This window comes from Lysinibacillus sp. FSL K6-4013 (assembly GCF_038630435.1).
Classification (GTDB): Bacteria; Bacillota; Bacilli; order Bacillales_A; family Planococcaceae; genus Lysinibacillus; species Lysinibacillus boronitolerans.
Window position 1 is genome coordinate 2,647,624 of the sequence record NZ_CP152031.1, and the last position, 22,479, is coordinate 2,670,102.

Below are 22,479 nucleotides of genomic sequence, written 5' to 3' on the forward strand. Positions count from 1 at the left end.
CGTACATTAATATGATTATTCACTGTAACATGAACTGTTACTAGTCGTGGTAAAATACATGCACACACTAAAATAAACACTAATAGCTTTTTCATGAATTTACTCCTCGTCTTAAAAAGTATTGTCAAACAACTTTTCTGCAATGCCCTGTAAAATATCTTGCTCCTCAAATGTCATAAGTTCTTCTCTCGAGATTGTTGCCTGTTGAATCAATCGGTTTGATTGGATCGTCACTAGTTTTTCAAACAAGTTTCGAATATAACGCCCATTCGAGAAATTAGGAATGGTTTCAATCGGCATATGACGTAGCTGTGTTTTCATATGTTGGGCAAATGCTTCGCCAAATCGATAATCGTTCGTTTGACAAAGCATCGCAAAAATATCATAGAGTTCATCCGTGCTAAAATTATCAAATTGTACAAAATGATTAAAGCGAGATTTAAAGCCTGGATTAGATTGTAAAAATTCTTCTATTAGCTCTGTATAGCCCGCAACAATGATTACTAAGTCATCACGTAGATCCTCCATTGCCTTTAATAAACTATCAATCGCTTCCTTCCCAAATGCATCCTGCTTATCATTTATTAATGAATAGGCTTCATCAATAAAAAGTACCCCGCCCTTTGCTTTGTTAACGACCTCCTGAACCTTTAACGCTGTTTGTCCAACATAGCCAGCGACCAATCCTGCACGATCTGTTTCCACAAAATGCCCACTTGAAAGAACGCCAAGATGCTTGTAGATTTGGCCAATAATGCGTGCCACGGTTGTTTTACCTGTGCCTGGATTGCCCGAGAAGACAAGATGATACGTAATAGGAAAGCTTGTTAAGCCATGATCCACACGCAGACTTTGAATTTTAATAAAGTTTATTAAATTATGTAATTCCTTCTTTGCATTCGGAAGACCTACAAGACTATCTAATTGTTTTTGTAGCTTGGCAATCTCTTGCTCGACTTCAGGTGTAATGCGTAACCGCTCATCGTTGATAAATTCACCACTATAAATAATTTTGCCTTCTTCATTAAAATAATCGCCTCGTCCATGTTTTTTGCCTTGAACGAGGTCACCAATATAGGAAGCTTGCCCATTGGCATAATAGAGCGTTCCTTGCCCTGTCATCATATCCTCTTTAAATTGCCCTTCCGCTTCTAGAATTCCATCTCTAGCATATACTTTGCCTTTACCATGCTTTAGGTCCTCAAAGAAATGACCTTCATAGTGGAGTGTAGTTACGCCACGTGCAAGCTCCTCAGTTGTTGGTGATTCCGTAGGATAATACAGCTTGCCAGCCCCTTGCATATGATGCCAAATAAAATCACCCTCATATTGTAAAAATCCATTTGGATAGTATTGCTTGCCTTTTCCCTTTTTCATGCCGTGGACAAAGTCACCCTCATACTGCGGTTGATTTAAATGTGGGTACTGTGCTCTTAGTGTTTGATAAGGCCTAATTACTTCTTCTTCATAATATAAGACACCATAGCCGTCCATTAAATCATTGCGAAAATGACCTTCATAATGGATATGACCATCCTTATATAAAATGCCATGACCCTGTTTTTTATTTTGAATGAATTCACCCTGATAAATGAGTTGTCCTTTCAAATACATAATGCCATTGCCTTGCTTCATATGATTGACGAATTCACCCTCGAATAATAATTCTCCCTCTTGATCAAATAACGAGCCTTTGCCGTCATAAATATCGTGACCGAAATCATTCTTTTTGACGCCACCTCGATACATGATGATTCCACTTGGGTAAAATAGTTCTTTTTCTTCATGATTATGTGTCATTTAATTGCCTTCCTTCATCATTTCAGTATATGCTCAATTATAGCGTGGAAAAGAATACATATGTGCGAATTTTTAGAATTTAAGGAGACGAGCATGAAAAAAAGATACAAACTACTTCTAGGCATTGTACTACCACTACTTATTCTGTATATCTCGACAATGCTGTTAACACGAGACACTGATTTTACAACAGAGGTAACAGAACGTCTCGACCTGGAGGAAATTCATGAGATTGAAATTATTCGTTCCTCAGATGAAAAAACAGTAACGATTACTGACGCAGCAGAAATCAATCAAATTATGCAGCCATTCAAGGACCTACCTTTAAAAAAGGTGTGGTTTTCGAATTCTGATTCTCATGAAGCATACTGGCTAACACTCTCAATTAATGACAACAGGGAAATTGGCTTGCGTTTAGATGATGACCAGCATTTATTTGTGTATTTATATGAGGAAAATTACATGAAAGATTATAAGCTCACTAAGGATATCGATACGACATTTATCAAACTATTGTTTCAGTAAACGTAAAAACCCGTGCATGTACGCACGGGTTTTTATATGTAACGATAATTTTGTTGCATAGCTTGTAAGGTCTCAATGATCTCTTCTCTCAGTTCAATTGGCTCTAATACCTCCATATCGGCTCCTTGACTTAACAACCACTCTTTCACGCCATATTCTAACACTTCTGCCTCAAAAACATATTCATGATTGTTTTGTGAAACTAGGTGGGCTGTTGGGAAACGATTGTAGACTATTTGAGGAGAACGGCCTTTATAGAGAAGACGGATATGAGTAAGGTCATTAGCGTCCTCTACTTGTAATGGATGGACAGATGGAAATTCAAAATGGATAGCCATTTCACGAAAATGCTGAATACGATCCATTCTGTAAACAGTTGGGGTGTCTTGATTATCTCCTATTAAATAAAAATAATGTGTTGAAAAGATAACAGCGAGCGGCTTTAAAATTTTTGCAGTTGGAATCGCTTCACCCTCCTGTAAATAATCAATTGTAATGACCTTTCTCTTTTGAATGGCTGTTGAAATTCCCCATATCAAGGACAATAATGACTTGTTTTGATGGATATCTTCATATACAATTTTTTCATTTAATAACAGTTGATCGTCTGCTACACGTGAGAGAAGTTGATAAACGATCTCACCGATATCCGATTTTACGAGAGCTTTTGAGGCAATGAGTATTTTAACGATGACTAGTACCTGTTCTTTAGATAAACGATTGTTTTTTGTATGCATTAATTTATACACTTTTTCTGTACGTACATATTGTAAATGGTAATCTTGCTTAGCCTTTTCCAGATACGTACGAATTTCATCGATATCCCGTTGTATGGTTTTTTCACCAACCTGATGTGTCAATGCTTCTTGCTTCTTGTTGATTCCTTGGCCATCCATCAATCGATCAAACATCGATAGAATGCGATAGCCTTTGCCTTGTTGTGAATCTACCATATATCCCACTCTTTCTTCTATCATGCCCAGCTCGCAATACATTGGACATAAATAGCCTTCCTGCTATTAATTACGCCTCAGCATAATTGCGTCCAGCTTGCTCGAAAAGCTCCATATGAGCGTTTTCTGCTGAATCAGGAAAAACTTCTACTTTATTGGTATAATTTGTACTATACGCATCCTATAAAAAATCACCATTCAAGCAGCACAATAGACCGTATTTTTGACATAATTAACTAAAATTTTACAACATTTTAGTTGAATGTGTCACTTTTTAACCATTGAAAAAGGACTTCCATTGAATGAATGAAAGTCCTTCTACTCTTTTATTTGAATTTTACAGCTGTTCCATATACCAATACTTCGGATGTACCATCCATGACAGATGAAGTAGCATAACGAACGCCTACAACTGCATCTGCCCCTAATTGTTTGGCTTCCTCTACCATTGCCTCTGTGGCAATTTCACGAGAGCGCACAAGCATTTCCGCATACTCCTTCATTTCTCCACCTACAATATTGCGAAGTCCTGCTATCATGTCACGACCAATATTTCTAGATTGAACAGAATTCCCTTTCACCAGCCCTAATGTTTCCGTGATATCTTTTCCTGCCACAATATCTGATGTAGCTAATAGCATCATGATGCCTCCCCGTTTTGTAGTTTTTGTATGGCTTCCACAGCCTCTTCAATAGAAGATGTAATCACGCCATTGCGTTTAATTAACCCCACAACAAATAAATTACGATAAACAAACTGATTCTCTAGCCCATCTCGGATCAGTGCCTCTATTTTTTGCATATTGTCCCGCCCCTGTTGACGAACATCTGTTAGCACACCAATAATGGGACGATTCAGCATAGAAAATGCACCTATCTCTGCGGCAACGCCTGAATCAATTTCCACCCCATCTAATACAGCTATCAGAACATCGCTACTTTGGAGCATCTCTAAATCTGCTTGGGCAATCGCTAAGCTATCTGCATAGGCAGATTTATCATTGATGGCCTCATTCTCCTGAGGTACGTATAATGCGATGCCTGGCACTGCCTCACGAATAGCTGCTGCCAATTGTTCATTTACAAAACGATCGCCTAACGAAAATAACCCATTTGCTAAATATGCTTTCATGTATAAAACTCCTTAACCAATTGTTTTTTCAAATATAATTTTATGTCTGCCTTTTTCATCAATAAATGTTGATCGTATATCGAAACCATGCTTGAGGTTGGTAATGAGCATGGCTTTGAATGTATTTCTACCGTATGTACGAACTTTGTGAAAGCCTAAAGTCTTGATATGTTCATGCTGTTGTTTCATTAATTGACTTGCAATTCCCTGACCTCGATATGCTACATGAACGCCACCCAACCAACTATAAAAAATACCATCTGGATGTGGGTAGCCTAATTTAAAGCCGATCAATGTGTCACCTTCCACTGCCAATATGCAAAGAAGGCCTTCTTTCTTTTCTAGCTTTTCGAGTGGCAAATTAGCTCCATCAAAAACGTGTGCGTGGATTTCCTGTAATTGCTCAAGCCAAGCATAGGGTATGCCTTCTATTGTCACAATATGCATATTCATCACCTCTGTCTGTCATTATAGCAGTTCTATAGCCTGAAGAAAAAGGTAGGCATCTGCTCCAAAAGCAATTATTATCACTGCATAAAAGTAACTATTTTCCATCTAAGCTATTTTCCACACCCATCAAATTCAGTATACTTGACCAAAATACAAAACAATAGCTAGGAGGAAATCCGATTGACACCATTTACTAGTTGGTTAACCAATTCATTGCGCCCCTATTTCGGCCTACATACTTTAGAAGCACATTGGGAAACAATTCAGATTCGAGAGGATTATTTTATTTGCCTTGAAGGTGATCTCATTAAAAAAAGAATTTTCGTGAATGAGCATAGCTACCAAGAAGCGGATGTCGACATTTTAACGCGTAAGCGTGAAGTCATCGTCCCTCAAACCGCGCGTGGAAAAGAAAAGAAATTGAATTACACCAATATCTCCGCTGTGAAAGCTGCAGGCGTTGTTTTTTCTGCTGGTCTAGGTAATGAAAACCATCCATCTAGCTATATCACGGCTCGTAACACTAAAACATATTATCAGCTACCATTAACAGGCTTTGAGCATTTAACGACTAAGTCCGCTCTCTTGAATTGGTTACAGCAATTTCCCTCCCAGCTACCTGCAGATTACACAGACAAGCTAGAAAAGCTAACTAAAATGAAAAGTCTACGCTATAAGACGGTACCAGGTGATATTTTTCGTGTAGAAATCGATTTATTTGTAGATGGCTATGTGCTTGTCATTGGCGACTTACGTCAAATGCAAAAGGATCATCTATTTGGAGAAGATAGTATTTGGCATAATGTAATGACAATGCCATTGTTTGTACGGCCCTATTTGTTGACAACGACAGAGCGCCTGCCTTCTCTTGAGGAAATCATATCTGCTCCATTGGCCCCTCAAACCCATATTGTGATGGATGACCATTTTATGCGAGGATGCTATGAAAAGATAGGCCATAAAATGTTAACAGAATCCGATATTGTATTTCCAATGGGCTATGGCGTGACACTAAACTATGGGAAAGAGCCTCGATATCGTCTATCCTGGGGGACAGGAACAATTAGTAAACCTGCACCTTCCACCTCCTATCAAACAGCTAGCCGTTTTACCAATCATGGTGTCTATGCAGGCGTTGCCAGTGATTGGTTGAAGCAAGAGGAAGGAATTGTAACAGAGTCGCTAGATCATCCACACTTCCGCGAAGATCGTCAGCGGGCACTCGCTGAATTTAGTTTTCCAGATGATATCTCCTACGATGACTTTAATCGCCAAACGGGTGGATTGACCCGCACCCAATATATTCATTACCTCAATAAAACCTATCATCGTACACAAAAAAAATAGAGGGAGCTTCTAGATGCTCCCCCTCCACTTTTTCATCGATGGTTGATTTCATCCAATAATTACTTATAATATAGAGATATCATTAACCAACTTCCATCACTAGAGATGCATTTTGTATGTATTTTGGCATTATTCCACTGATTCTTTTCATCGTTTTTCTTATTTCTTACTTTAAAGACCCAAGAAAAATGATCAACGGACTATTATTTAATCTATTTGTCTGTTCATTTCTGCTATTCTGCGTCATTCTATCTTTAGCATCTGACCATTACTTTTTAAGGCTTATTGTCATTATTCCACTGATTGCTCTTTTCATTTTAATTCCTTTTGGTATTGTTGCTTTAATGTTTGGTTTATTTTTAAATGCGAGAGTATTAATGAAGCGAGAAGGTAGACGTTTAGCCAATTCCTTAACATTACTTGTGGCGATTGGCATTTTACTTTTTATCCTATTACCGATTATCAATCCAGCGAGTTTGTTTTCAGTCCACCTCCAGCCCATTTTTGGTGGAATTTCACTCATTACGTTTTATTTTTTTATCCATTTATCCAATTTTTTATCTGCTTATTTTCTCTACCAATTCAATCGCCCTCGATTGAATCAAGACTTTATTATTGTACTAGGCAGTGGATTAATTAATGATAAGGTGCCTCCACTTTTAGCTAGTAGAATTCAAAAGGCAATTGACTTCTATCATAAGCAAGCAGCAGTGACTACTCCACCTACCATTATTTTCTCTGGTGGACAAGGTCCTGATGAAAATCTACCCGAAGCTGAAGCGATGCAACGATATGCAATAGAAAAAGGCATTCCCATTGAGCATACACTTCAGGAGAACCGCTCTGTGAATACCTATCAAAATATGTTATTTTCTAAGCAGCTCATGGATGATCGGAAACAGGGTGAGGCCTATAACAGTATTTTCACCACGAATAATTTCCATCTTTTTCGTGCGGGTATTTATGCAAGACTCGCAGGCTTAGATAGTCAGGGCATTGGCTCTAAGACAGCCTTTTATTATTGGCCTAATGCGATGATTCGTGAATATGTAGCGATTGTTGTAATGGCACGAAAACGACATATGAAAATGATTGGACCTATCGTGATCATTTCGATTGCGCTATCTCTATTCAGCTTTTTCTTTGTATAAGTTCTAGCAAAAGGATTCGTACACTTTTTATAGAAAGTGTTTCGAATCCTTTTGATGCTGTTATACCCAAAATTTCTTCATCTGTTGTTCATATAATGTCTCATAGTAAAATTTTCGAGGATAGCGTTGCTCTTGTAATACCTGATAGAGAATGGATTGACCTTCCTCATAGCGAATCCCCTCCTCACAATTATCAAACAGTTTTCGTGTTAGCTGTCTTACTAGGTGAACATCTTTCGTGTTCACTCTCCAGCCAAATTGAATTAAATCCAGTTGATCGAGCGGATCTCGTTAAGTATCAAGTACCACACAGACATGTGGCTGCTGCTTATTCGCAAATACTAAAACATGTCCTGTATGAATGGATTGACCAAAATAACGTTCGTAAATCTCCGCTATCGGTACTTGGATTTCAAGCACATTCATGATCGTCTGTAAAGTTGGTTGTGCTATATAGTCATCGCTTGTCTCATCTGGGTATTCAACCAACTCCATGATTGAAGCCATTATCCAAAAATCATAGGTCACTTCCAATCACTCCATCTATTTTTATTGTGGCAAACGGTTAATCGCTTGTTCCACGGTTTGAATAAGATAGGCTAAGTTGGACTGCCATTCAGGCCAACTCTTGGACTCTTGCCATAATTCTACAATCTCTCTACTACCATGTTGATCAGGTACTTCATCTCGAATGTCCTGTAAATACCGCAATATAAATGTCAAAGAGCTTTCATCTACTACCCATTGTATTTGTCTATCCTTATTTTCTTGACCATAAATGGTTCCCGTATTCAGATATTGACTATAAAGCTCTGCCAAAGCCAAGGCTTATATCGTAGAAAAAATCTATATCCTCCAATGTTTTACCAAAAAAGCCTTGCTGTTTCATTGCCTGTACAATACCCGATAATGGTAGCTGATTGGATTCCTTATGCTGTTCCATAAACTCCTGTAAAAACGCCACCACATCTAAACCTTCATCACTTTCCAATGCTTTGTATCCCCAAGCTCCCATCTCACTGCACCTCTCTTTTTTATTCTAGTAAAGCTCTGGTAAAAGTAAAATCTGTACATTATTAGTGCATGACCATGGCAGCAGTCCATTATGGTATGCGCTCTTAAAATGCCTTCGCTATATCAATAATCCTCAGCATCCTTTGGTCCATTTTTTGATCGAATACTGCTCCTTTTTATAGGTAGGAGCCAAAGTAAAACTTCATCTTTTCCTGTGAATAGCCATCCTGTCCTCTCCAAGTTGCCATTGACATAAAATCAGTTCCACGTCCACGCTCCTTGCGATAATCATCCTTTGATACGAGTAGTCCCGCATAACCCCAGATTTCCATGACCACATCTCGTTCATGTTGATTGGACTTGAAAACATCTTTCCAGCGCTTTTTTAGCTGTCTAGCTGCATCTGTGTCGTTACAGGATTCTATTGCTGCTACCATCTGTTGTAAGATGGCTACGTCATCCTCACTTACATTCAATGATTCTTGTTCTTTCACTAGGCATTCTAAGTCTAGTAAACAATAGATGAGCCAATTGAGCCGAACCCCTCCCCACTTGATGCGTTCAAAATTTAGCACATTTAAATCCTCATTGACATATGTAGCATTGGACATGATTTTCCGCTCATTACAGTAGCCACAGCCACTATAGGAGACCAATGCTACAGGTTGTTCGTAATACGTATGCTTCGGTAAATCCTGCGTAAGAGCCCAGCTCGATAAGGCACTGCGTAAATGTACTTTGCGCGTCGATAAGCTATGCAAAAATGCCTTTACCACAAGCTCCTTTGTTAAGTATTTCTCATGAAGCTGTTGCAATCTTTGTACACATTCATCATGGGAAATCGTTAATCGATCAAACATCAAGCCCTTACTTTTAGCATATTGAAAATCTACTTCTGTATAGGTATAACCACCTGAACGCCATCCACCAGATTGCCAATAGGTTTGCATTAATATTTTCTTTGCTTTTTGGTCCATTACTCTCTCCTCGCTAGCTAGCACTTTAATTTTTCTTGTAAGGTTAGTGCCATCTCTTTCCATGGTCGCTTCCAATCGGAACTCGCTATCTCTTCCTCTGTTAGTGCTAGCCAATATTCTCCTTCCATTAGCTCAAACATGTCTATCATGGTAATAGGGGCACAAACTGGATTAGCTAATGCTGCGAGCATCGGCTCGGGGCCATCATCCCAGTTATAGCTATTGACAATGGCATGTAAAATAACAGCTGATGATACATTGCTTATGCGCTGGCACATTGTATTGAGAGAATCCTCGTATAAAATGGCATCAGCTTGCTGTTGTTCTTCTGCATTCAAAGTTAGACGGATTGCACCTGGTGTATCTACCAATAAATCAGCTATTCTTGCATGCTCCCTTGCTGCAAACCAAGCTGTAGCGGTAATCCCCTCAGGCTCAGATAAATTTACACCCTTTGCAAGTAGTAAAGAAATCACTTCTTTCTGCTTAAACTTTACCGCTTTTTTAAGTGCTGTATCACCAAGCTTATCTCGTGCCTCCAAGTCTATATGCTGTGCCAAAAGAAGCTTGATTCCTTCATGTGGCATTCGATTTGTTATAAAAAGCATCAACGGTGTTCTCTCTCGTGCATCTCGCTCATTTACATCTAATTTACTGATGGCCTCCCGTACGACCTCTAAATCCTTGGATTTACTCACTTCCGTCCATTCCATTCATCTACCCCCTCTCAGGAATCCATCCATTGCAGTAATTTCTCAAGTTCTTCCCTTATTGGTGCTGATTCTTGCTTTAGTCGCTGAGCAAGCTTCTTGGAACTTCCAAATATTCGATATAAAACAAATGGACGCTGATAATCTGCTTTCTTTTCAAGCTCTTGTCCGAGTGCCACGAGCAAATCTAAATCCATGATGTCAATGTCCTTTATTGGCTTTGCTGATTCACTTGCACCAAGTAAAATAGCTACAAACACAGGCATCCTCTCTACTGATATGCCATGAGCTTCAAGAAAAGCTTCCGCATAAGCATCTTGCACGGATTGATGCTCTGTATCAACGAGTAACATATATCGTTGAACAAGCGGAAAATAATCCTTGCTATAAAGCCCTAATCCAAAAACCGCATAAGTGCTGGGCATAGCTGATTTTTCGCTCGGCTCAACATCCTGGTACCAAGCAAATTCCTCCATAGCGAGCTGGGCATAGTCCGCTAATAAAGGGAAAAGATTTGGATATTGTAGGCAATTGGCGAAAAATTGATGAAGCTTTGATTTTGCTACCTTTTTAATAGGAAGATAATTTTTCGCTTTACTCTTTAAAGTCAGCTTATAGCCCGTTGGAAAACCTTCTTCTAACAGTTGAATGATATAGTAAAGGGCTTCACGATAAGCGTTTTCCTCTTCCACCATCACTCGTATATCAATCGTTTGTAAAATATCATTTGCCTGTCCTTCGAATACATCCCGCTTTCTTATACTTTCAAAACTACCGCTTCCTTTTTCCAAATAATTAGCTGCCTGCTGCGAGCCAAGCTGCTTCGCAAGTTCCAAGTATTCTAATCGAGTGGCTGGCTCTTTTTGACCAATCTTCAACGCGATATAAAGAAAGAAATCTAGTTTTTCCTGCTCTAGTTGCTGTACCGAATCCTCTGTTTTCAATACCCACTCTTTTCTATAATCGCCTGCTTGTTCAAAATAGTGCGTTAAAAAATGCTCCTCTGCCCACTGCTTAAAAGCCATTGTATAATAATAAATCCATTTGTCTAAACGTTCTTTATTGGCCCGATGCTTTTCTTGAAGCCGATGAATAAGTGGTTCGACTTCCTCAGCTGTTTGATGGAAAAAATGTGGATTGACCAAATGCTGCGCAAGGAAAAATTCATCATTGTCACTTGGCCTAACTGGTAGCTCTGCCATCACCTTTGTTTCTATAAAGCTTGCCAGCACTTGTTTCATTGACGCTAGTTTACGATTATTCAACAGCTCCTTTTGATAATGAAGCACCGTTTTATCATGTTCAAATTCCAGCACAACCTCAAAGCGGTAATCAAAAAATCGGGGACCGTATTGCTCAGATTGAAATACTTCCTCTGTTTTAGTACATAAAGCACTAAAAAGCTCTTCAATATGCTGGACATCTGTAAATTCTTGTATGTATGAACCCGCTTCCACCTTATAGGAGCTATCACTCCAACTAAATGGCTCATAAACATCTATAAAGATTGTGCCATTAGAACTTTTTCCTTTTTTCCAGGCAACTTTCAAATATTGAAGGATGCCTGCTTGTAACCTACTTTGCTCTTTCAGCCCTGTTATTCGTTTACTCTCTTCTTGATAAACAGCCGTGATTTGCTCCCACACAGCCGCTAGAAAATGCTCTACACACTGCTTCACTGTACATCCTCCCTTTCTATTGTTAGAGAAAAATCTCCCGCTAAAGCCTTAGCGAGAGATCCATCTTATCCGATTGTTTTCACAACCGCTCCTTCTTGATTTTTAATATGTGTCTTCAAAATTTGAAAACTTACACCAGCTAAAGAAGAAATAGTGAATTGACTTTCTTGCGGTATCAGCCTCTGACTTAATTCTCCTACCGCTGCCTTGTTCAATGTGATCGTAATCTCTTGACCATTCTCTGAATAGCCTACCTGAGGGCCTGCTTTAAATATTATCGTTATTTGTTGACCGACTAAGGTAAGATCTTTATCTTTCAGAATACGTCCACGTAATAATTTACTAATGACAGCTGCTTGCTTTGCTCCAAGTTGAACAACATTAGACGGTTTGTTAAACCAGCTCTTTTTTTCTACTTCCCAAGCAAGTTGATCTACGAAAAGAAACCCCGTATTAGAGCCATCTTCCTCCATTCCTCGCACAACTGCCTCGGCAACTTCAGGATTTTGCAGGAGAGAAGTTCTTGTTAAATCCGTAGTATAGCTTGGTATTTGCTTCATGCCAGCCTGTAGTACACCAAGTGTATTCCATGTCTGCATCGCTTCTAACTCATCCTCTGAAATACCAACCATTTGGATAAACTCCATCTTGCCATTTGGTGTATCGATTTCAGCAAGCTCTGGATCATGTGTAAAGGCTAGTGCCGTTAATTGTGTGTCGGCATCGAGGCAAATCGGACCATTTGCATCCAAATAATCTCCCGCTCTAAATACATTACCACTATTAAACACATATCTGCCCATATTCTGTAGTAAATTCAATGCCCAAGCAGGTGGCTCTTCCTCATCTAGTTGACGTACTAGTCGAAATGTCAATTCAAATCCATATCCACTATAGTCCTTGTTTTCAAATTCCTTTTCATATAGTTCCGAGAAGCCATATGTAACAAAATGCCAATGTGGAATGGATGTTTCGCTTTTATAAACACTAATTCCATCTAAAGGATCTTGTCCTCCTAGTGAATAGGGAATCAAAGTTCCATAATGCTTTGGCTCCTGCTCACCATATACCTGTGCTAATGCCTGATCAATCGCATCCCAGCCAACTGCTGCTATTTCATCACTCATTTCAATATCCTCCTTGCTGATATCACTCGTAGAACGTACGTATCTATTATTTATGATAGCAATTTTATGGTGACTCTTTTAACAGGAATAGGACTCATTTTCCAGTTTCCAGCAACTAGGTTTATTGACATTCTATATGGGGTAAATATGACTAATATTGATGACGCCTTAGCTTGCTCGAAAAGTATTGGGACACCATTGAATCAAAAAGTACAATTTGTACATTCATCGCACCACTGATAAAGAAGGGCGTTTTCTGCTGAAAGATAAAAAGACAATCCTCTTGCAAAAGAGAAGATTGTCGCGTGAGTGTTTATTTTTCTATTTAAACGTCAGGTAGTGCATCTATTCATTAACCATATAGCATAGCTGGCTCACGAACTGTTTGTAAATAATCTGCCAGTTTCCCTGCAAATACTTTCTCTAAATACGGTAATTGCGCTAGGCAATGAGGCGTCATTAATGCTGGGTTTTGATATATTTTTAGCCCTCCCACCTTTAGTAGCGTCGCTACAAACTGGGAACAAAAATAAGCACGCTCACGTCTCACTTCCTTTTGCATCATCACACCAAAAAGTCCGATAAAATTATATTTATAGCGATCTCGATTCCAGTACATATAACGGACAATTTTCATCATGTCTAAATATTGATAATGTGATATACGACAGCGATAAATAACACAATCCGCACACTCAAATAGCCCTCTTTCTGCATCCTCTCGTAAAAAGCCCCCACTTAACGGATTGTTCAATTGCCTTCGACCAAAGCTATACATCTCAAATAGCCCCTCATCAAAGGCTATGGATGCATGATTCATCTCCTTGCCCGTATACATACCGATCGCTTTTGATAATAACGTCCCTGTTTTGGTTAATACTATGTAAATCGTATGTGCCATATCTTCACCTACTTCAATATTCTCTCCTACTACCAATACGTTTTAAATCTTCAAATGGTTTCGTAAATTTCCTTTTTTTATAATTATACATAGCGAATCTTAATTATTTCCTAGTAGAACCTGAAGATTTTCTTAAGATTTAATAGGCTGGAAGTGTTTTTAGTATTTGATTATGACGATGAAAGGATGTTGATTTTTTTACTACCTTTATTTATATGAGCTTACTTGTAGTGTTATGTGTGAGGGGATCGCGAAAATTTTTTCTAGGGGAAGGAATTCATTTATCCCTTTTATAATCAGAACCACCAGTATAACTGGTGGTTTGCTCTGCGCGTGAAACGCTGGGGTACTGGCCCATGTCTAAAGACATTCTGAATGGTCCGCCAACCGCACTCCGTTTTCACACAAACCGCTAAAGCGGCTTACTTATTTTTTCTTTCTCTTGATTTCTTCTCCTGTGAATGGGTCAATGAATTCTTTCATCGTCATTTGATCTTGCAGGATATCTTCTTGTAATTGATTTTTTATATACTCCTGTATCTTTTTCTTATTTCGGCCGACTGTGTCCACATAGTATCCTCGACACCAGAATTGACGATTACCGTATTTATACTTTAAATTTGCATGTCGGTCGAAAATCATTAGACTACTCTTCCCTTTTAAATAACCCATGAACGCAGATACACTCAATTTCGGTGGAATACTTACCAACATATGAATATGGTCAGGACAGGCTGTTGCCTCTATGATTTCTACATCTTTTCTTTCACATAATTGGCGCAATATTCTTCCAACATCCGCTTTAATTTGACCATAAATAATCTGCCTTCTATACTTTGGCGCAAAGACGATATGATACTTACAATTCCACGTTGTATGTGCTAAACTTTTATTATCCATTTATGGGGGCTCCTTTCGTACGAAGTCGGTTGACTAGACCTGACTTTATTGTACGTTTGGAGTTTTTTTATTGTCCATAGCTAAAAGCTTTCCGGAACCCCCTGCATAGCAGGGGGTTTTCAAAGCACACAAAAAGACGCTACTCAATATTGAGTAGCGTTCGCTGAGTAATCATGCATTTAAATCCGTTATGGCTGGGACATTAATTTCTTTTACACAGGAGACTGCTGATAGATTAATTACACATTGCACAAGAGATACAATATCCTGTACTGGGATTCGTGTACCTTCATATAAATGAATGGCTTTTTCTGCTCCCTCTTCATAGGGTACTTCTGCTGCCAGTTCACCAGGATTAATGCATGTGACAGAAATTTTATCTTTCCTTAAATGTTCACGCAGTGCATTTGTAATGCCCCTTACGCCGAATTTAGATGTGACAAAAGAAACTTGTGCATTGTTTGTGTGATCTAAGCCCGCTGTAGATCCAATTAAAATAACCTTTCCCTGCTTTGCTTGTCTTAGGTTAGGTAAAAGTGCCTGAATATATGTAATAGTAGAGGTTAGATTGATATTGATTAATTTTGAAATATCCTCTACTTCATCCCTATCAAATGTATAATTATCTTCAAAACCATGCTTTTCCCACACACCCACATTATAAATTAATACATCGAGCGGAATGCCTTGTAACACTTCTTTTAAAGTGGAAATTTGTTGTTGACTAGACAGATCAATGGATAGCCAATGACGATTTACTCCATCATTTAGTTCTAAACTATTAGGTCTCGTTCGTGCTACCATCCATACTGTATCTCCTTTGACAGGTAACCCCTTAACAAATGCATCTCCCAATCCTTGGCTAGCTCCAAATATAATAAAATTCCTACTCATATTATCACCCATTCTCATCACTAAAATGTAGTTAAACCTGTATCTTTTACTCTACCTAAAGCTTGGTATATCAATTATCTTTGAGTTAATGGAATTTCTGCCATTCAAACCTCTCATAACGGAAAAAATTCAATAACTTTCACCTTATTCGATCTTAACTTATTTAATGCTTTTAATCTCTTTTTATCACTTGTAAAGGTAACCTACAGTTAACCTTATTTTACTTTTTCACCACTCTCTATCTTACTTTATATTTAATCATAATTAATAAAATTTATAGGATTAAGCATGCTATCATTTTGTGGGTAGTGGTTAATACAGGTGAATGATGAAAAGAAACAATTACGTTCGTTTTATTTTGTTTTCATTTTTTTAGTGAATCACCTACCTGTCGTTGCAAATAGTTTTGAGAATATAAAAAAACTCCCAAATTAGCTGCAACAAGAAGCCATCGGATGTTGAAAAAATAACAACACCAGATGGCTTCCTCGTTTACAGGTTATTCATTAGCCCAAATCGGATAATATGACTCGTAGATTGGGTAGCTATAATAAGGTGGTCTTACGCCAATCGTTGGTGTTAACCAGGTGTCATTCAAATAATGGATCTCTAATGTAGACGCTTCATTTTCTAATAATCGTGTCACTTCTGGGAAAAATTCAACCTCCATTTTCAGTCCCCCTGTTTCCTTCACTGCTTGTTTGGATGTTTAACACAAAAAGCTAAGCTTTCATAGTATATGTTGAAAAGGAGGGATTGGTTATTACTAATCCGAATGACAAGGACTATCGTGAATTATTAGCACAAATCCACTTTTATCAAAAGTGGTTTGAGGACAATAAAAAGGAAGATCCGTACCCGCAATATCCTGTCTATGGGAAGATTACACAATATAAAGAAGTGCCACTTACTCAACCTGAACAAAGACAATTACGCCAACCGGGATTGGAAAGCTTAATGGTCCCTAAGCCCATCATTGAAAATCCTCATTATAAAGGGAGTGGTAAATTAAAGGGAAAAGTTGCGCTTATTACTGGGGGTGATAGCGGGATGGGTGCGGCTGCTGCCATTGCCTTTGCGAAAGAAGAGGCCGATGTGGCCATTGCTTATTTAGATGAGCATGAAGATGCGCTAAGAACGAAAAAAAGAATTGAAGAATTAGGACAAAAATGTCTGCTGCTTCCTGGAGATCTTCGCTTTAAAAAACAATGTGTAGACATTGTTTCCGAAACGATGAATACTTTTGGTCAATTGGATATTTTATGTAACCATGTTGGGATTCAATTTCAGCAAAATGAGCTGACAGACATCACGGATGAACAGTTTGATGAAACCTTTAAATTAAATGTATATGCTCACTTCTATACGACAAAAGCTGCTCTCCCTTATTTACGAGCAGGCAGCTCCATTATTGGCACTGCCTCCGTTGTTGCTTATGCAGGAGAACCTTTACTCATCGATTATTCCGCTACAAAGGCGGCAATCGTAGGCTGGACTCGTTCCCTAGCAAAAAGCGTTGCCAAAAAACAGATTCGTGTGAACGCGATAGCCCCTGGTCGTATTTGGACACCACTTATACCTTCTAGCTTCTCCTCTGATGAAAATGCCTTACATGGAACCAATTTATTTAACCGTATGGCTCAGCCCTTTGAAGTCGCCCCTACATTTGTTTATTTAGCATCAGATGATTCGAGACATGTTACAGGGCAAGTCTTGCATGTAGATGGTGGCGAATCAACCAATTCATAATTGACGTAATATGGTTTAATGGCAGGACTTTATAATGAAAATATAAATTCAACCATAGCAGACAAGGAAAAACCACCTGTTATTTATCCATGTGGCCTCGGATTATACCTTTAATTAAAAGCTTTACACCCTTATTTCAATTACTTTTCAATTTACTTACAGTGGTAATGTTCTTAAGTTCTTTCACATACATTAATGTCGGGATAGCACCTTTAACATCGCCCCCAAGATGTTTTTGTACAATGCTATCCCTTTTTACATACGCTGTTTAGTTGAAAATTTCCCCAAGATTTTATTCATTAATCAGCCGTTGCATTGTTCTTAAGAAGGTTCTCCTCATTCCATCAGGCTAATAGGACTGTGCGGCATTACTTAAGCCACTGCGATTTAAAACCGTAGTGACTTATTGTTTGTTTTTTCGATTGAGAAAGTCCTATCATTATGCTGCATGTTTTACTAGTTCATGTTGTAATTAGTAAAAGTGCTCTTTAATTTTGTACTCTCACAAATAAGTGTCATCAAAATAGTTATTGATAGTGTTCCAAGTATTTTCCTTCTTCGAAAATTTCTTGTGCACTTAAGGCTGTCCAATCCTCTGGTGTTTGATCAGGATGCAAGTCAAGATAGGATTTTACCATCTTATAGCCTTCACTGTAACCATAATTTTTCGGTAACCCTTTTCCACCATGGACAATCTCTAAGGAACGTTTTAAGTTAGACTTTTTTAAATCTGGTTCAATTTGAGTCCATAATTCCTTATTGTAGGTCAAGTTCACCGAAATCAGGTTGATGTCAGGAAATACAGACTTTTGGAACATGACGGCTTTTCCTTCGAAGACTATATTATCCAAAATCGAAAACGTGTTAACTTTATTTGTATGCTTCTCCGCCCAAACGCTGTGATGGTATTCATGGGCAATGGTTCCCTTTAAATATTCATCTGAACCACCTAGTGAATACGGAATGATGATTTTGCCCGCTCCAACTGCGAAGGGTATTCTATTATTGGTTGCTGAAGGGAATACACAAACGGCTACATCGCTTTGAGAGGGTAAGAGGTCTGCGGATTTCAAAAGCGATTCTTGAATGAGTTGATTGATTTCTGCTTTATGCGTCTCCATTTTTTCACTCACCACTTGTATTTCTGTTAGCCTGCTAGGAACCGTATTAAGCAGAGTTTCTGCCATATGATAGTATTCTCCATTTTCAAAACAATCCTGATAGATCGGTTGAATAACTTCCTTATTATACAAATCCAGAGTTTCCGAGCTTGAAAGATTCGGATTCTCTTTGACCTTTTCCATATACGGATAAAACAGTTGATTGGCATGAATGATTTTGTATTTTTGTTTGGTTTGAGGGTGCTCAAATGAGAACACCATCTCTTCATCATCTGTTATTTGCTTTTTCTCATGAAGTTGGCTCTCACTTTTTTCTGTTGGTGTACAGGCAGCAAGCATAAGTAGTAAGAGACCTAGAATAAAGGTGATTGCCTTTTTAAATTTCATCCATTCTCCTCCCGATCGTTAATAACTAAAAATTCTTTATAACCCCATATATAACTTATATTACCATAAAAATAATAATGAAAGAATGATTGATTTGTCAGTATTTAGTTAGCATCTCCAAAAACAGAGTGTACGATTTTGTGAAGATAAGAACCTCTAGCCACGCCTTTCATATATTATAGTGAAAGGAGTGGCTATTGTGCCTTGGCAACATAAAATTCCGTATTTAATCGGTCAGCCTGTTGGTGTTTCTTTTACAAATGGTCAAGGAACTTCTGGTGTTCTCTGTGGCGTATCAGGAGGAAAACTGCTTGTTCTTGAATATTTGTATCAAAGTCAATTTGCCTTAAAGCAGTACGACCTTCATATGATTCATGATGTGAACGGCTTTCCCCCTTGTCATACGCAGCAGCCGTTATACTAAAAAACATCCTAGAACGGATGTTTTTTTACATCGTGTTGAATTCCAAAACAATTAGTAGAATTTGTTTCATTATTCTTGATGCTATACAGGCTAACAACTAGCTCAAGCTACTATTCCATCATAATAATAAAGTAAAGCTTTCATCGCCTTATTCCGAATGAAGGGACAACTCAGTCATTTTTTCTAGTTGTAGCTTGGCTCACTAACGCTCCCCTTTTGTCCTATACATACTTTAGAAGAAGGAAAGGAGGTGTGTTTCATGAGTTACTGTAATTTCAATAGTTACTGTGGCGGGGACAATGGAGGCGGCAATAGCTCTACATTCGTGCTTATTGTTGTACTCTTCATCCTTCTTATTATCGTTGGTGCTAGCTTCATGTGTTAATTGATCGTCTCAGGCTTTAGCCTCTGTTCCATTACAGAAGCTAAAGCCTTTTTACCATGAATCGCTAACACAACTATTCAAATCTCCTCCCCTTTTCGTTTTTTTCTAGCTCATTTATTTTTACTCACAATTAAAAGTTAGTAATTTAGATAGATAACTATCTTAAACCGCTAGCTTCACATACTAATAGTAGTGTAAAGTTCTTGTAACTTTACTTTACACTCCTTTTGGTACTTGGGGTCACTTTCGTCCGAGTGACCCTATTCGAGCAACGACACATTTAGTTTCTCCTTTTCCCTATCAAGCGGAATCATCGGAACATTCCTACAACAAATTCGTTTTTATAGGAGGGAGGAAAACAATGGGAATTAATTTAAATCTCTGGTCATTTATCTTATCTTTGGGCTGTATCCTATTATTTTTTCTATCAGGTTCAATGAAAGACTTCTTTGACACATATCTTCATTTCCATCCATTACTATTGACACTGCTCTTGTCTATTGCCTGTTTCTACCTAAGCCTGGTCGGTATGAAAAATGTTAAAAATTTAACGACCTTGCTTCGAGGAATTTTAACAATGGTCATTACACTTATTGTGATGATTAGTATTTCTTTTATTTTACTTTTTGGGACCCTTTTAAGTTAAAATGACCTACCCCCAAATTATTTTAATACAAGCCTCCTTGACGAACGTTTGTTCTGTGGTTAAACTATTAGAAAAGGAGGCTTTTTTATGCAAGAAACAACGAATATTGAGTTAGTACATTTCTCTGAAAGCTATGTAGAGCAGTTAAATCGTTTTGAATTACCTGAAGAACAACACCAATTTACGGCACTTCCTAAAGAGATTTCAATCGAGAAGGTCGGACAGTATCCAATTGTGATTTTAAGTGGTGGCGTACCTGTTGGCTTTTTTGTTCTTCATGCAACGGACAGAGTACAAGAATATTCTAGTAATCCTCAGGCAATGTTACTAACTGCCCTGTCCATCGATCATCAACAGCAAGGTAGGGGCTATGCTAAAAGGGCTATGCTTGCACTTGCTGATTTTGTGAAGCAGGAATTTAAAGAATGTAATGAAGTAGTGTTAGTCGTCAATCAGAAAAATAGAGCGGCACAGAATTTATATATCAAAGTAGGCTTTGTGGATCATGGAGAAAGAAGAATGGGACCTATTGGTGAGCAAATCGTTATGAATTTGCCGCTATAAAGCAAGTATCACTCATTTCACCTACCATCTCTAAATTTCATTGTTACTCCTCCACGCTCTGGTATATAAGCTTTTCCTTCACGAATTGAACTGCTATGGGGCATGTTTGTACAGTATAATAAAGTCAATAAGCTATAGAAAAGGTGGCTCTCGACATTGAAAAAAGAGATGTGGCTATGGTTATTAGGAATTTCTCTACTAGCTGGATGTAGTGTTGCTGTTCCAAACGAGACAGTAAACACCCCTGCTGAACAGGTTTCATCACAGCTGGAGATACAGCATGAGGCTCCATTGATCGCTGTTTCCGAAGATGAGAAGGTGAAATTATTTGCACGGAATGAAGCACAAAATGAACTAACAGAGGTAACTTTAGATATTGATGGTAAGCGGAAAAATTTTGACTGGACAATCCCTGATACAGGAACTACGCCTCAGGTATTCTACACAGATCTGACAAATGATCATAAGGAAGAGGCTGTTATTATTATCCAAACTGGACGAGGGACAGGCCTCAATCACTATGAGATTCATGTTGTAAATGGAGAGGATTTATCGGAGATGAATGTCCAACATTATGAAGACATCGTTGCACATACTATTGAATCAACGATTACTAAAAAAAATGATGGCACATTAGCGATTACGATAAAAGCACAGGGAAAAGAATCTACATTTGATTATGACTTTGATCCAGCGCCAGATATCAAGCAAGCGCAACTTGCTTTCGGTGGTGTGGTCATTTATACAGTAGAAAATCAAAAAATAATGTTAAACATCCCTGGATCGATTGGCATCTCACCTATTTATGTAGCCGATGTTCGGATTGCCTATCAATTTAATCGTACTAACAATGAGTTTCTTGTTGAGCAAATTGATGTGAAACCTATCGAGAAATAAAGCCAGCCAAAAGCTGACCATTCCTGTCATCAGCTTTTGGCTTTTTCATCGTAGAGGTAAGCCTAGGCATTGTGTAAATGTTTATTTATTAGCTCTTCGACTTGGGTTTTTAACGCTTGATTGGCATAGCGTAGTACCTCATCATTACCTGCGGTAGCCACCTGCACATCACTAAAGTAGTCATCAATCCGATGCCAGCCAACTAATCGTATTTTTTGTTGGGCGAGCTGACGTTTTAATTGAAAATAATCTTTGTGTAGCTGCTTTAATAAGGCATCCATAGCAGGTAAAAATACACGCTTCATCTTAAAATGTTCCGCCACTGTTAGGTCGTGCTGCAAGGATTTCACAGCTAAATCAAGCAGCAAATATTGATGTAATAATCGCCGTTGCTCTCCATTAATCACATCCATCATCTTCTATACGAGCAGCATAAATGTATCTTAACGGGATGGGCTTCGTTGTGGTAATGGTTTCTAGTAACAGCTGCTCCTTGTTCATCGCTTGGATGGTACCTCCCCATTGCACATAGTTACCATGTTCCCATATAGTTAACATAATATAGTTATGCTGTGTGAATGCTTGTGTGATTGTTTGCTGTAATTCTTCAAGCTCCCATTCAGCATGTTCCCGTGGCAACTCTGTCAACATCTCTTGTTTCCATGCCTTCAAAAGCATTAAATGCTCTGGTAGCATCATCGCTGTCCATTTCATCGTTCCTCTATCTCTTATCATTTTTCCACTCC

29 protein-coding genes are annotated in these 22,479 nt (G+C 38.4%); 9 read left to right on the forward strand and 20 right to left on the reverse strand.

The genetic code is table 11. The features are described from left to right. Positions 1 to 111: 111 nt before the first annotated feature. The gene (locus MHB39_RS13130; protein ID WP_342544047.1) at positions 112 to 1,800 is read right to left on the reverse strand and encodes an AAA family ATPase; all 1,689 of its coding nucleotides are present in this window, start codon (positions 1,798 to 1,800) and stop codon (positions 112 to 114) included. Between the two features lie 93 nt (positions 1,801 to 1,893). On the opposite strand from MHB39_RS13130, the gene MHB39_RS13135 reads away from it, so the two are divergent. After that, the gene (locus MHB39_RS13135; RefSeq protein ID WP_342544048.1) at positions 1,894 to 2,325 is read left to right on the forward strand and encodes a hypothetical protein; all 432 of its coding nucleotides are present in this window, start codon (positions 1,894 to 1,896) and stop codon (positions 2,323 to 2,325) included. Positions 2,326 to 2,357: 32 nt separating this feature from the next. Here the strand turns inward: MHB39_RS13135 and MHB39_RS13140 are convergent, their stop codons facing one another. The 4 genes from MHB39_RS13140 to MHB39_RS13155 all read right to left on the reverse strand — a co-directional run bounded on the left by MHB39_RS13140 (position 2,358) and on the right by MHB39_RS13155 (position 4,857). Continuing rightward, positions 2,358 to 3,278 carry a WYL domain-containing protein gene (locus MHB39_RS13140; protein ID WP_342544050.1) on the reverse strand — a complete coding sequence of 307 codons (921 nt, stop codon included), beginning with the start codon at positions 3,276 to 3,278 and terminating at the stop codon, positions 2,358 to 2,360. A gap of 326 nt (positions 3,279 to 3,604) precedes the next feature. Then, positions 3,605 to 3,919, reverse strand: a complete 315-nt coding sequence (locus tag MHB39_RS13145) for a YbjQ family protein (protein WP_016993283.1) — start codon at positions 3,917 to 3,919, stop codon at positions 3,605 to 3,607. Continuing rightward, positions 3,919 to 4,410: a nucleoside 2-deoxyribosyltransferase gene (locus MHB39_RS13150; protein ID WP_036076455.1), complete on the reverse strand. Its 492-nt coding sequence runs from the start codon at positions 4,408 to 4,410 to the stop codon at positions 3,919 to 3,921. The genes MHB39_RS13145 and MHB39_RS13150 overlap by 1 nt, the downstream gene beginning before the upstream one ends. Positions 4,411 to 4,422: 12 nt before the next feature. Beyond that, on the reverse strand, positions 4,423 to 4,857 hold the full coding sequence (locus MHB39_RS13155) for a GNAT family N-acetyltransferase (protein ID WP_312124792.1): 435 nt from the start codon (positions 4,855 to 4,857) through the stop codon (positions 4,423 to 4,425). A 183-nt stretch (positions 4,858 to 5,040) separates the two neighbouring features. Here MHB39_RS13155 and MHB39_RS13160 point away from each other — a divergent pair, with 183 nt between their 5' ends. Continuing rightward, positions 5,041 to 6,207: an immunity 26/phosphotriesterase HocA family protein gene (locus MHB39_RS13160; protein ID WP_342544053.1), complete on the forward strand. Its 1,167-nt coding sequence runs from the start codon at positions 5,041 to 5,043 to the stop codon at positions 6,205 to 6,207. Between the two features lie 116 nt (positions 6,208 to 6,323). Beyond that, a complete protein-coding gene (locus MHB39_RS13165; protein WP_048392508.1) occupies positions 6,324 to 7,358 on the forward strand; it encodes a YdcF family protein in 1,035 nt (344 codons plus the stop codon). 60 nt (positions 7,359 to 7,418) lie between these two features. Here MHB39_RS13165 and MHB39_RS13170 read toward each other — a convergent pair whose 3' ends face one another. The 12 genes from MHB39_RS13170 to MHB39_RS13225 form a co-directional block, all read right to left on the reverse strand. Further along, positions 7,419 to 7,604, reverse strand: a complete 186-nt coding sequence (locus tag MHB39_RS13170; RefSeq protein WP_342544055.1) for a hypothetical protein — start codon at positions 7,602 to 7,604, stop codon at positions 7,419 to 7,421. 45 nt (positions 7,605 to 7,649) lie between these two features. Then, positions 7,650 to 7,886: a hypothetical protein gene (locus tag MHB39_RS13175; protein WP_342544056.1), complete on the reverse strand. Its 237-nt coding sequence runs from the start codon at positions 7,884 to 7,886 to the stop codon at positions 7,650 to 7,652. A gap of 21 nt (positions 7,887 to 7,907) precedes the next feature. Then, on the reverse strand, positions 7,908 to 8,177 hold the full coding sequence (locus MHB39_RS13180; protein ID WP_342544057.1) for a hypothetical protein: 270 nt from the start codon (positions 8,175 to 8,177) through the stop codon (positions 7,908 to 7,910). After that, complete coding sequence (locus MHB39_RS13185) at positions 8,161 to 8,373, reverse strand: hypothetical protein (RefSeq protein WP_342544058.1); 213 nt, start codon at positions 8,371 to 8,373, stop codon at positions 8,161 to 8,163. The genes MHB39_RS13180 and MHB39_RS13185 overlap by 17 nt, the downstream gene beginning before the upstream one ends. Positions 8,374 to 8,548: 175 nt before the next feature. Continuing rightward, positions 8,549 to 9,349 (reverse strand): hypothetical protein, encoded by an 801-nt coding sequence (locus MHB39_RS13190; RefSeq protein ID WP_342544060.1) that lies wholly within the window; start codon positions 9,347 to 9,349, stop codon positions 8,549 to 8,551. A gap of 17 nt (positions 9,350 to 9,366) precedes the next feature. Then, complete coding sequence (locus MHB39_RS13195) at positions 9,367 to 10,062, reverse strand: DUF4274 domain-containing protein (protein WP_342544062.1); 696 nt, start codon at positions 10,060 to 10,062, stop codon at positions 9,367 to 9,369. Between the two features lie 14 nt (positions 10,063 to 10,076). Continuing rightward, a complete protein-coding gene (locus MHB39_RS13200) occupies positions 10,077 to 11,738 on the reverse strand; it encodes a DUF6138 family protein (RefSeq protein ID WP_342544063.1) in 1,662 nt (553 codons plus the stop codon). 65 nt (positions 11,739 to 11,803) lie between these two features. Further along, entirely contained in the window at positions 11,804 to 12,865 is a 1,062-nt protein-coding gene (locus MHB39_RS13205; RefSeq protein ID WP_313869864.1) for a suppressor of fused domain protein, read from the reverse strand. Positions 12,866 to 13,217: 352 nt separating this feature from the next. Then, complete coding sequence (locus MHB39_RS13210) at positions 13,218 to 13,766, reverse strand: hypothetical protein (protein WP_026023421.1); 549 nt, start codon at positions 13,764 to 13,766, stop codon at positions 13,218 to 13,220. A 426-nt stretch (positions 13,767 to 14,192) separates the two neighbouring features. After that, a complete protein-coding gene (gene tnpA / locus MHB39_RS13215; RefSeq protein ID WP_036129052.1) occupies positions 14,193 to 14,666 on the reverse strand; it encodes an IS200/IS605 family transposase in 474 nt (157 codons plus the stop codon). 171 nt (positions 14,667 to 14,837) lie between these two features. Next, entirely contained in the window at positions 14,838 to 15,560 is a 723-nt protein-coding gene (locus MHB39_RS13220) for an SDR family NAD(P)-dependent oxidoreductase (RefSeq protein WP_342544066.1), read from the reverse strand. Between the two features lie 499 nt (positions 15,561 to 16,059). Then, positions 16,060 to 16,230, reverse strand: a complete 171-nt coding sequence (locus MHB39_RS13225) for a hypothetical protein (RefSeq protein ID WP_016993274.1) — start codon at positions 16,228 to 16,230, stop codon at positions 16,060 to 16,062. A 137-nt stretch (positions 16,231 to 16,367) separates the two neighbouring features. Between MHB39_RS13225 and MHB39_RS13230 the strand changes: the two genes are divergently transcribed. Next, complete coding sequence (locus MHB39_RS13230) at positions 16,368 to 17,309, forward strand: SDR family oxidoreductase (protein ID WP_342546914.1); 942 nt, start codon at positions 16,368 to 16,370, stop codon at positions 17,307 to 17,309. A 527-nt stretch (positions 17,310 to 17,836) separates the two neighbouring features. On the opposite strand, the gene MHB39_RS13235 is transcribed toward MHB39_RS13230, so the two are convergent. Further along, positions 17,837 to 18,817 carry a DUF2268 domain-containing putative Zn-dependent protease gene (locus tag MHB39_RS13235; protein WP_342544067.1) on the reverse strand — a complete coding sequence of 327 codons (981 nt, stop codon included), beginning with the start codon at positions 18,815 to 18,817 and terminating at the stop codon, positions 17,837 to 17,839. Positions 18,818 to 19,016: 199 nt separating this feature from the next. On the opposite strand from MHB39_RS13235, the gene MHB39_RS13240 reads away from it, so the two are divergent. The 5 genes from MHB39_RS13240 (at position 19,017) to MHB39_RS13260 (ending at position 21,733) form a co-directional block, all read left to right on the forward strand. Next, positions 19,017 to 19,241 carry a hypothetical protein gene (locus tag MHB39_RS13240; protein ID WP_004224247.1) on the forward strand — a complete coding sequence of 75 codons (225 nt, stop codon included), beginning with the start codon at positions 19,017 to 19,019 and terminating at the stop codon, positions 19,239 to 19,241. Between the two features lie 259 nt (positions 19,242 to 19,500). After that, the gene (locus MHB39_RS13245) at positions 19,501 to 19,626 is read left to right on the forward strand and encodes a YjcZ family sporulation protein (RefSeq protein WP_016993272.1); all 126 of its coding nucleotides are present in this window, start codon (positions 19,501 to 19,503) and stop codon (positions 19,624 to 19,626) included. A 361-nt stretch (positions 19,627 to 19,987) separates the two neighbouring features. Further along, a complete protein-coding gene (locus MHB39_RS13250; protein WP_036076476.1) occupies positions 19,988 to 20,272 on the forward strand; it encodes a hypothetical protein in 285 nt (94 codons plus the stop codon). A gap of 87 nt (positions 20,273 to 20,359) precedes the next feature. Further along, positions 20,360 to 20,836, forward strand: a complete 477-nt coding sequence (locus tag MHB39_RS13255) for a GNAT family N-acetyltransferase (RefSeq protein WP_342544069.1) — start codon at positions 20,360 to 20,362, stop codon at positions 20,834 to 20,836. Between the two features lie 156 nt (positions 20,837 to 20,992). Then, positions 20,993 to 21,733, forward strand: a complete 741-nt coding sequence (locus MHB39_RS13260) for a hypothetical protein (RefSeq protein WP_342544071.1) — start codon at positions 20,993 to 20,995, stop codon at positions 21,731 to 21,733. A gap of 62 nt (positions 21,734 to 21,795) precedes the next feature. On the opposite strand, the gene MHB39_RS13265 is transcribed toward MHB39_RS13260, so the two are convergent. After that, entirely contained in the window at positions 21,796 to 22,149 is a 354-nt protein-coding gene (locus MHB39_RS13265; RefSeq protein ID WP_312124764.1) for an aconitate hydratase, read from the reverse strand. Beyond that, a complete protein-coding gene (locus tag MHB39_RS13270) occupies positions 22,133 to 22,468 on the reverse strand; it encodes a YolD-like family protein (RefSeq protein WP_342544073.1) in 336 nt (111 codons plus the stop codon). Before MHB39_RS13270 ends, MHB39_RS13265 begins: the two co-directional genes overlap by 17 nt. Positions 22,469 to 22,479 lie beyond the last annotated feature (11 nt).

What these genes read in the sequence shown, in the direction of transcription:
- MHB39_RS13130 (WP_342544047.1), bottom strand. Translation starts at nt 1,800, where the DNA reads ATGACACATAATCATGAAGAAAAAGAACTATTTTACCCAAGTGGAATC.
- MHB39_RS13135 (WP_342544048.1), top strand. Translation starts at nt 1,894, where the DNA reads ATGAAAAAAAGATACAAACTACTTCTAGGCATTGTACTACCACTACTT.
- MHB39_RS13140 (WP_342544050.1), bottom strand. Translation starts at nt 3,278, where the DNA reads ATGGTAGATTCACAACAAGGCAAAGGCTATCGCATTCTATCGATGTTT.
- MHB39_RS13145 (WP_016993283.1), bottom strand. Translation starts at nt 3,919, where the DNA reads ATGCTATTAGCTACATCAGATATTGTGGCAGGAAAAGATATCACGGAA.
- MHB39_RS13150 (WP_036076455.1), bottom strand. Translation starts at nt 4,410, where the DNA reads ATGAAAGCATATTTAGCAAATGGGTTATTTTCGTTAGGCGATCGTTTT.
- MHB39_RS13155 (WP_312124792.1), bottom strand. Translation starts at nt 4,857, where the DNA reads ATGCATATTGTGACAATAGAAGGCATACCCTATGCTTGGCTTGAGCAA.
- MHB39_RS13165 (WP_048392508.1), top strand. Translation starts at nt 6,324, where the DNA reads ATGTATTTTGGCATTATTCCACTGATTCTTTTCATCGTTTTTCTTATT.
- MHB39_RS13185 (WP_342544058.1), bottom strand. Translation starts at nt 8,373, where the DNA reads ATGGGAGCTTGGGGATACAAAGCATTGGAAAGTGATGAAGGTTTAGAT.
- MHB39_RS13190 (WP_342544060.1), bottom strand. Translation starts at nt 9,349, where the DNA reads ATGGACCAAAAAGCAAAGAAAATATTAATGCAAACCTATTGGCAATCT.
- MHB39_RS13195 (WP_342544062.1), bottom strand. Translation starts at nt 10,062, where the DNA reads ATGGAATGGACGGAAGTGAGTAAATCCAAGGATTTAGAGGTCGTACGG.
- MHB39_RS13205 (WP_313869864.1), bottom strand. Translation starts at nt 12,865, where the DNA reads ATGAGTGATGAAATAGCAGCAGTTGGCTGGGATGCGATTGATCAGGCA.
- MHB39_RS13210 (WP_026023421.1), bottom strand. Translation starts at nt 13,766, where the DNA reads ATGGCACATACGATTTACATAGTATTAACCAAAACAGGGACGTTATTA.
- tnpA (WP_036129052.1), bottom strand. Translation starts at nt 14,666, where the DNA reads ATGGATAATAAAAGTTTAGCACATACAACGTGGAATTGTAAGTATCAT.
- MHB39_RS13220 (WP_342544066.1), bottom strand. Translation starts at nt 15,560, where the DNA reads ATGAGTAGGAATTTTATTATATTTGGAGCTAGCCAAGGATTGGGAGAT.
- MHB39_RS13225 (WP_016993274.1), bottom strand. Translation starts at nt 16,230, where the DNA reads ATGGAGGTTGAATTTTTCCCAGAAGTGACACGATTATTAGAAAATGAA.
- MHB39_RS13235 (WP_342544067.1), bottom strand. Translation starts at nt 18,817, where the DNA reads ATGAAATTTAAAAAGGCAATCACCTTTATTCTAGGTCTCTTACTACTT.
- MHB39_RS13245 (WP_016993272.1), top strand. Translation starts at nt 19,501, where the DNA reads ATGAGTTACTGTAATTTCAATAGTTACTGTGGCGGGGACAATGGAGGC.
- MHB39_RS13250 (WP_036076476.1), top strand. Translation starts at nt 19,988, where the DNA reads ATGGGAATTAATTTAAATCTCTGGTCATTTATCTTATCTTTGGGCTGT.
- MHB39_RS13255 (WP_342544069.1), top strand. Translation starts at nt 20,360, where the DNA reads ATGCAAGAAACAACGAATATTGAGTTAGTACATTTCTCTGAAAGCTAT.
- MHB39_RS13265 (WP_312124764.1), bottom strand. Translation starts at nt 22,149, where the DNA reads ATGATGGATGTGATTAATGGAGAGCAACGGCGATTATTACATCAATAT.
- MHB39_RS13270 (WP_342544073.1), bottom strand. Translation starts at nt 22,468, where the DNA reads ATGATAAGAGATAGAGGAACGATGAAATGGACAGCGATGATGCTACCA.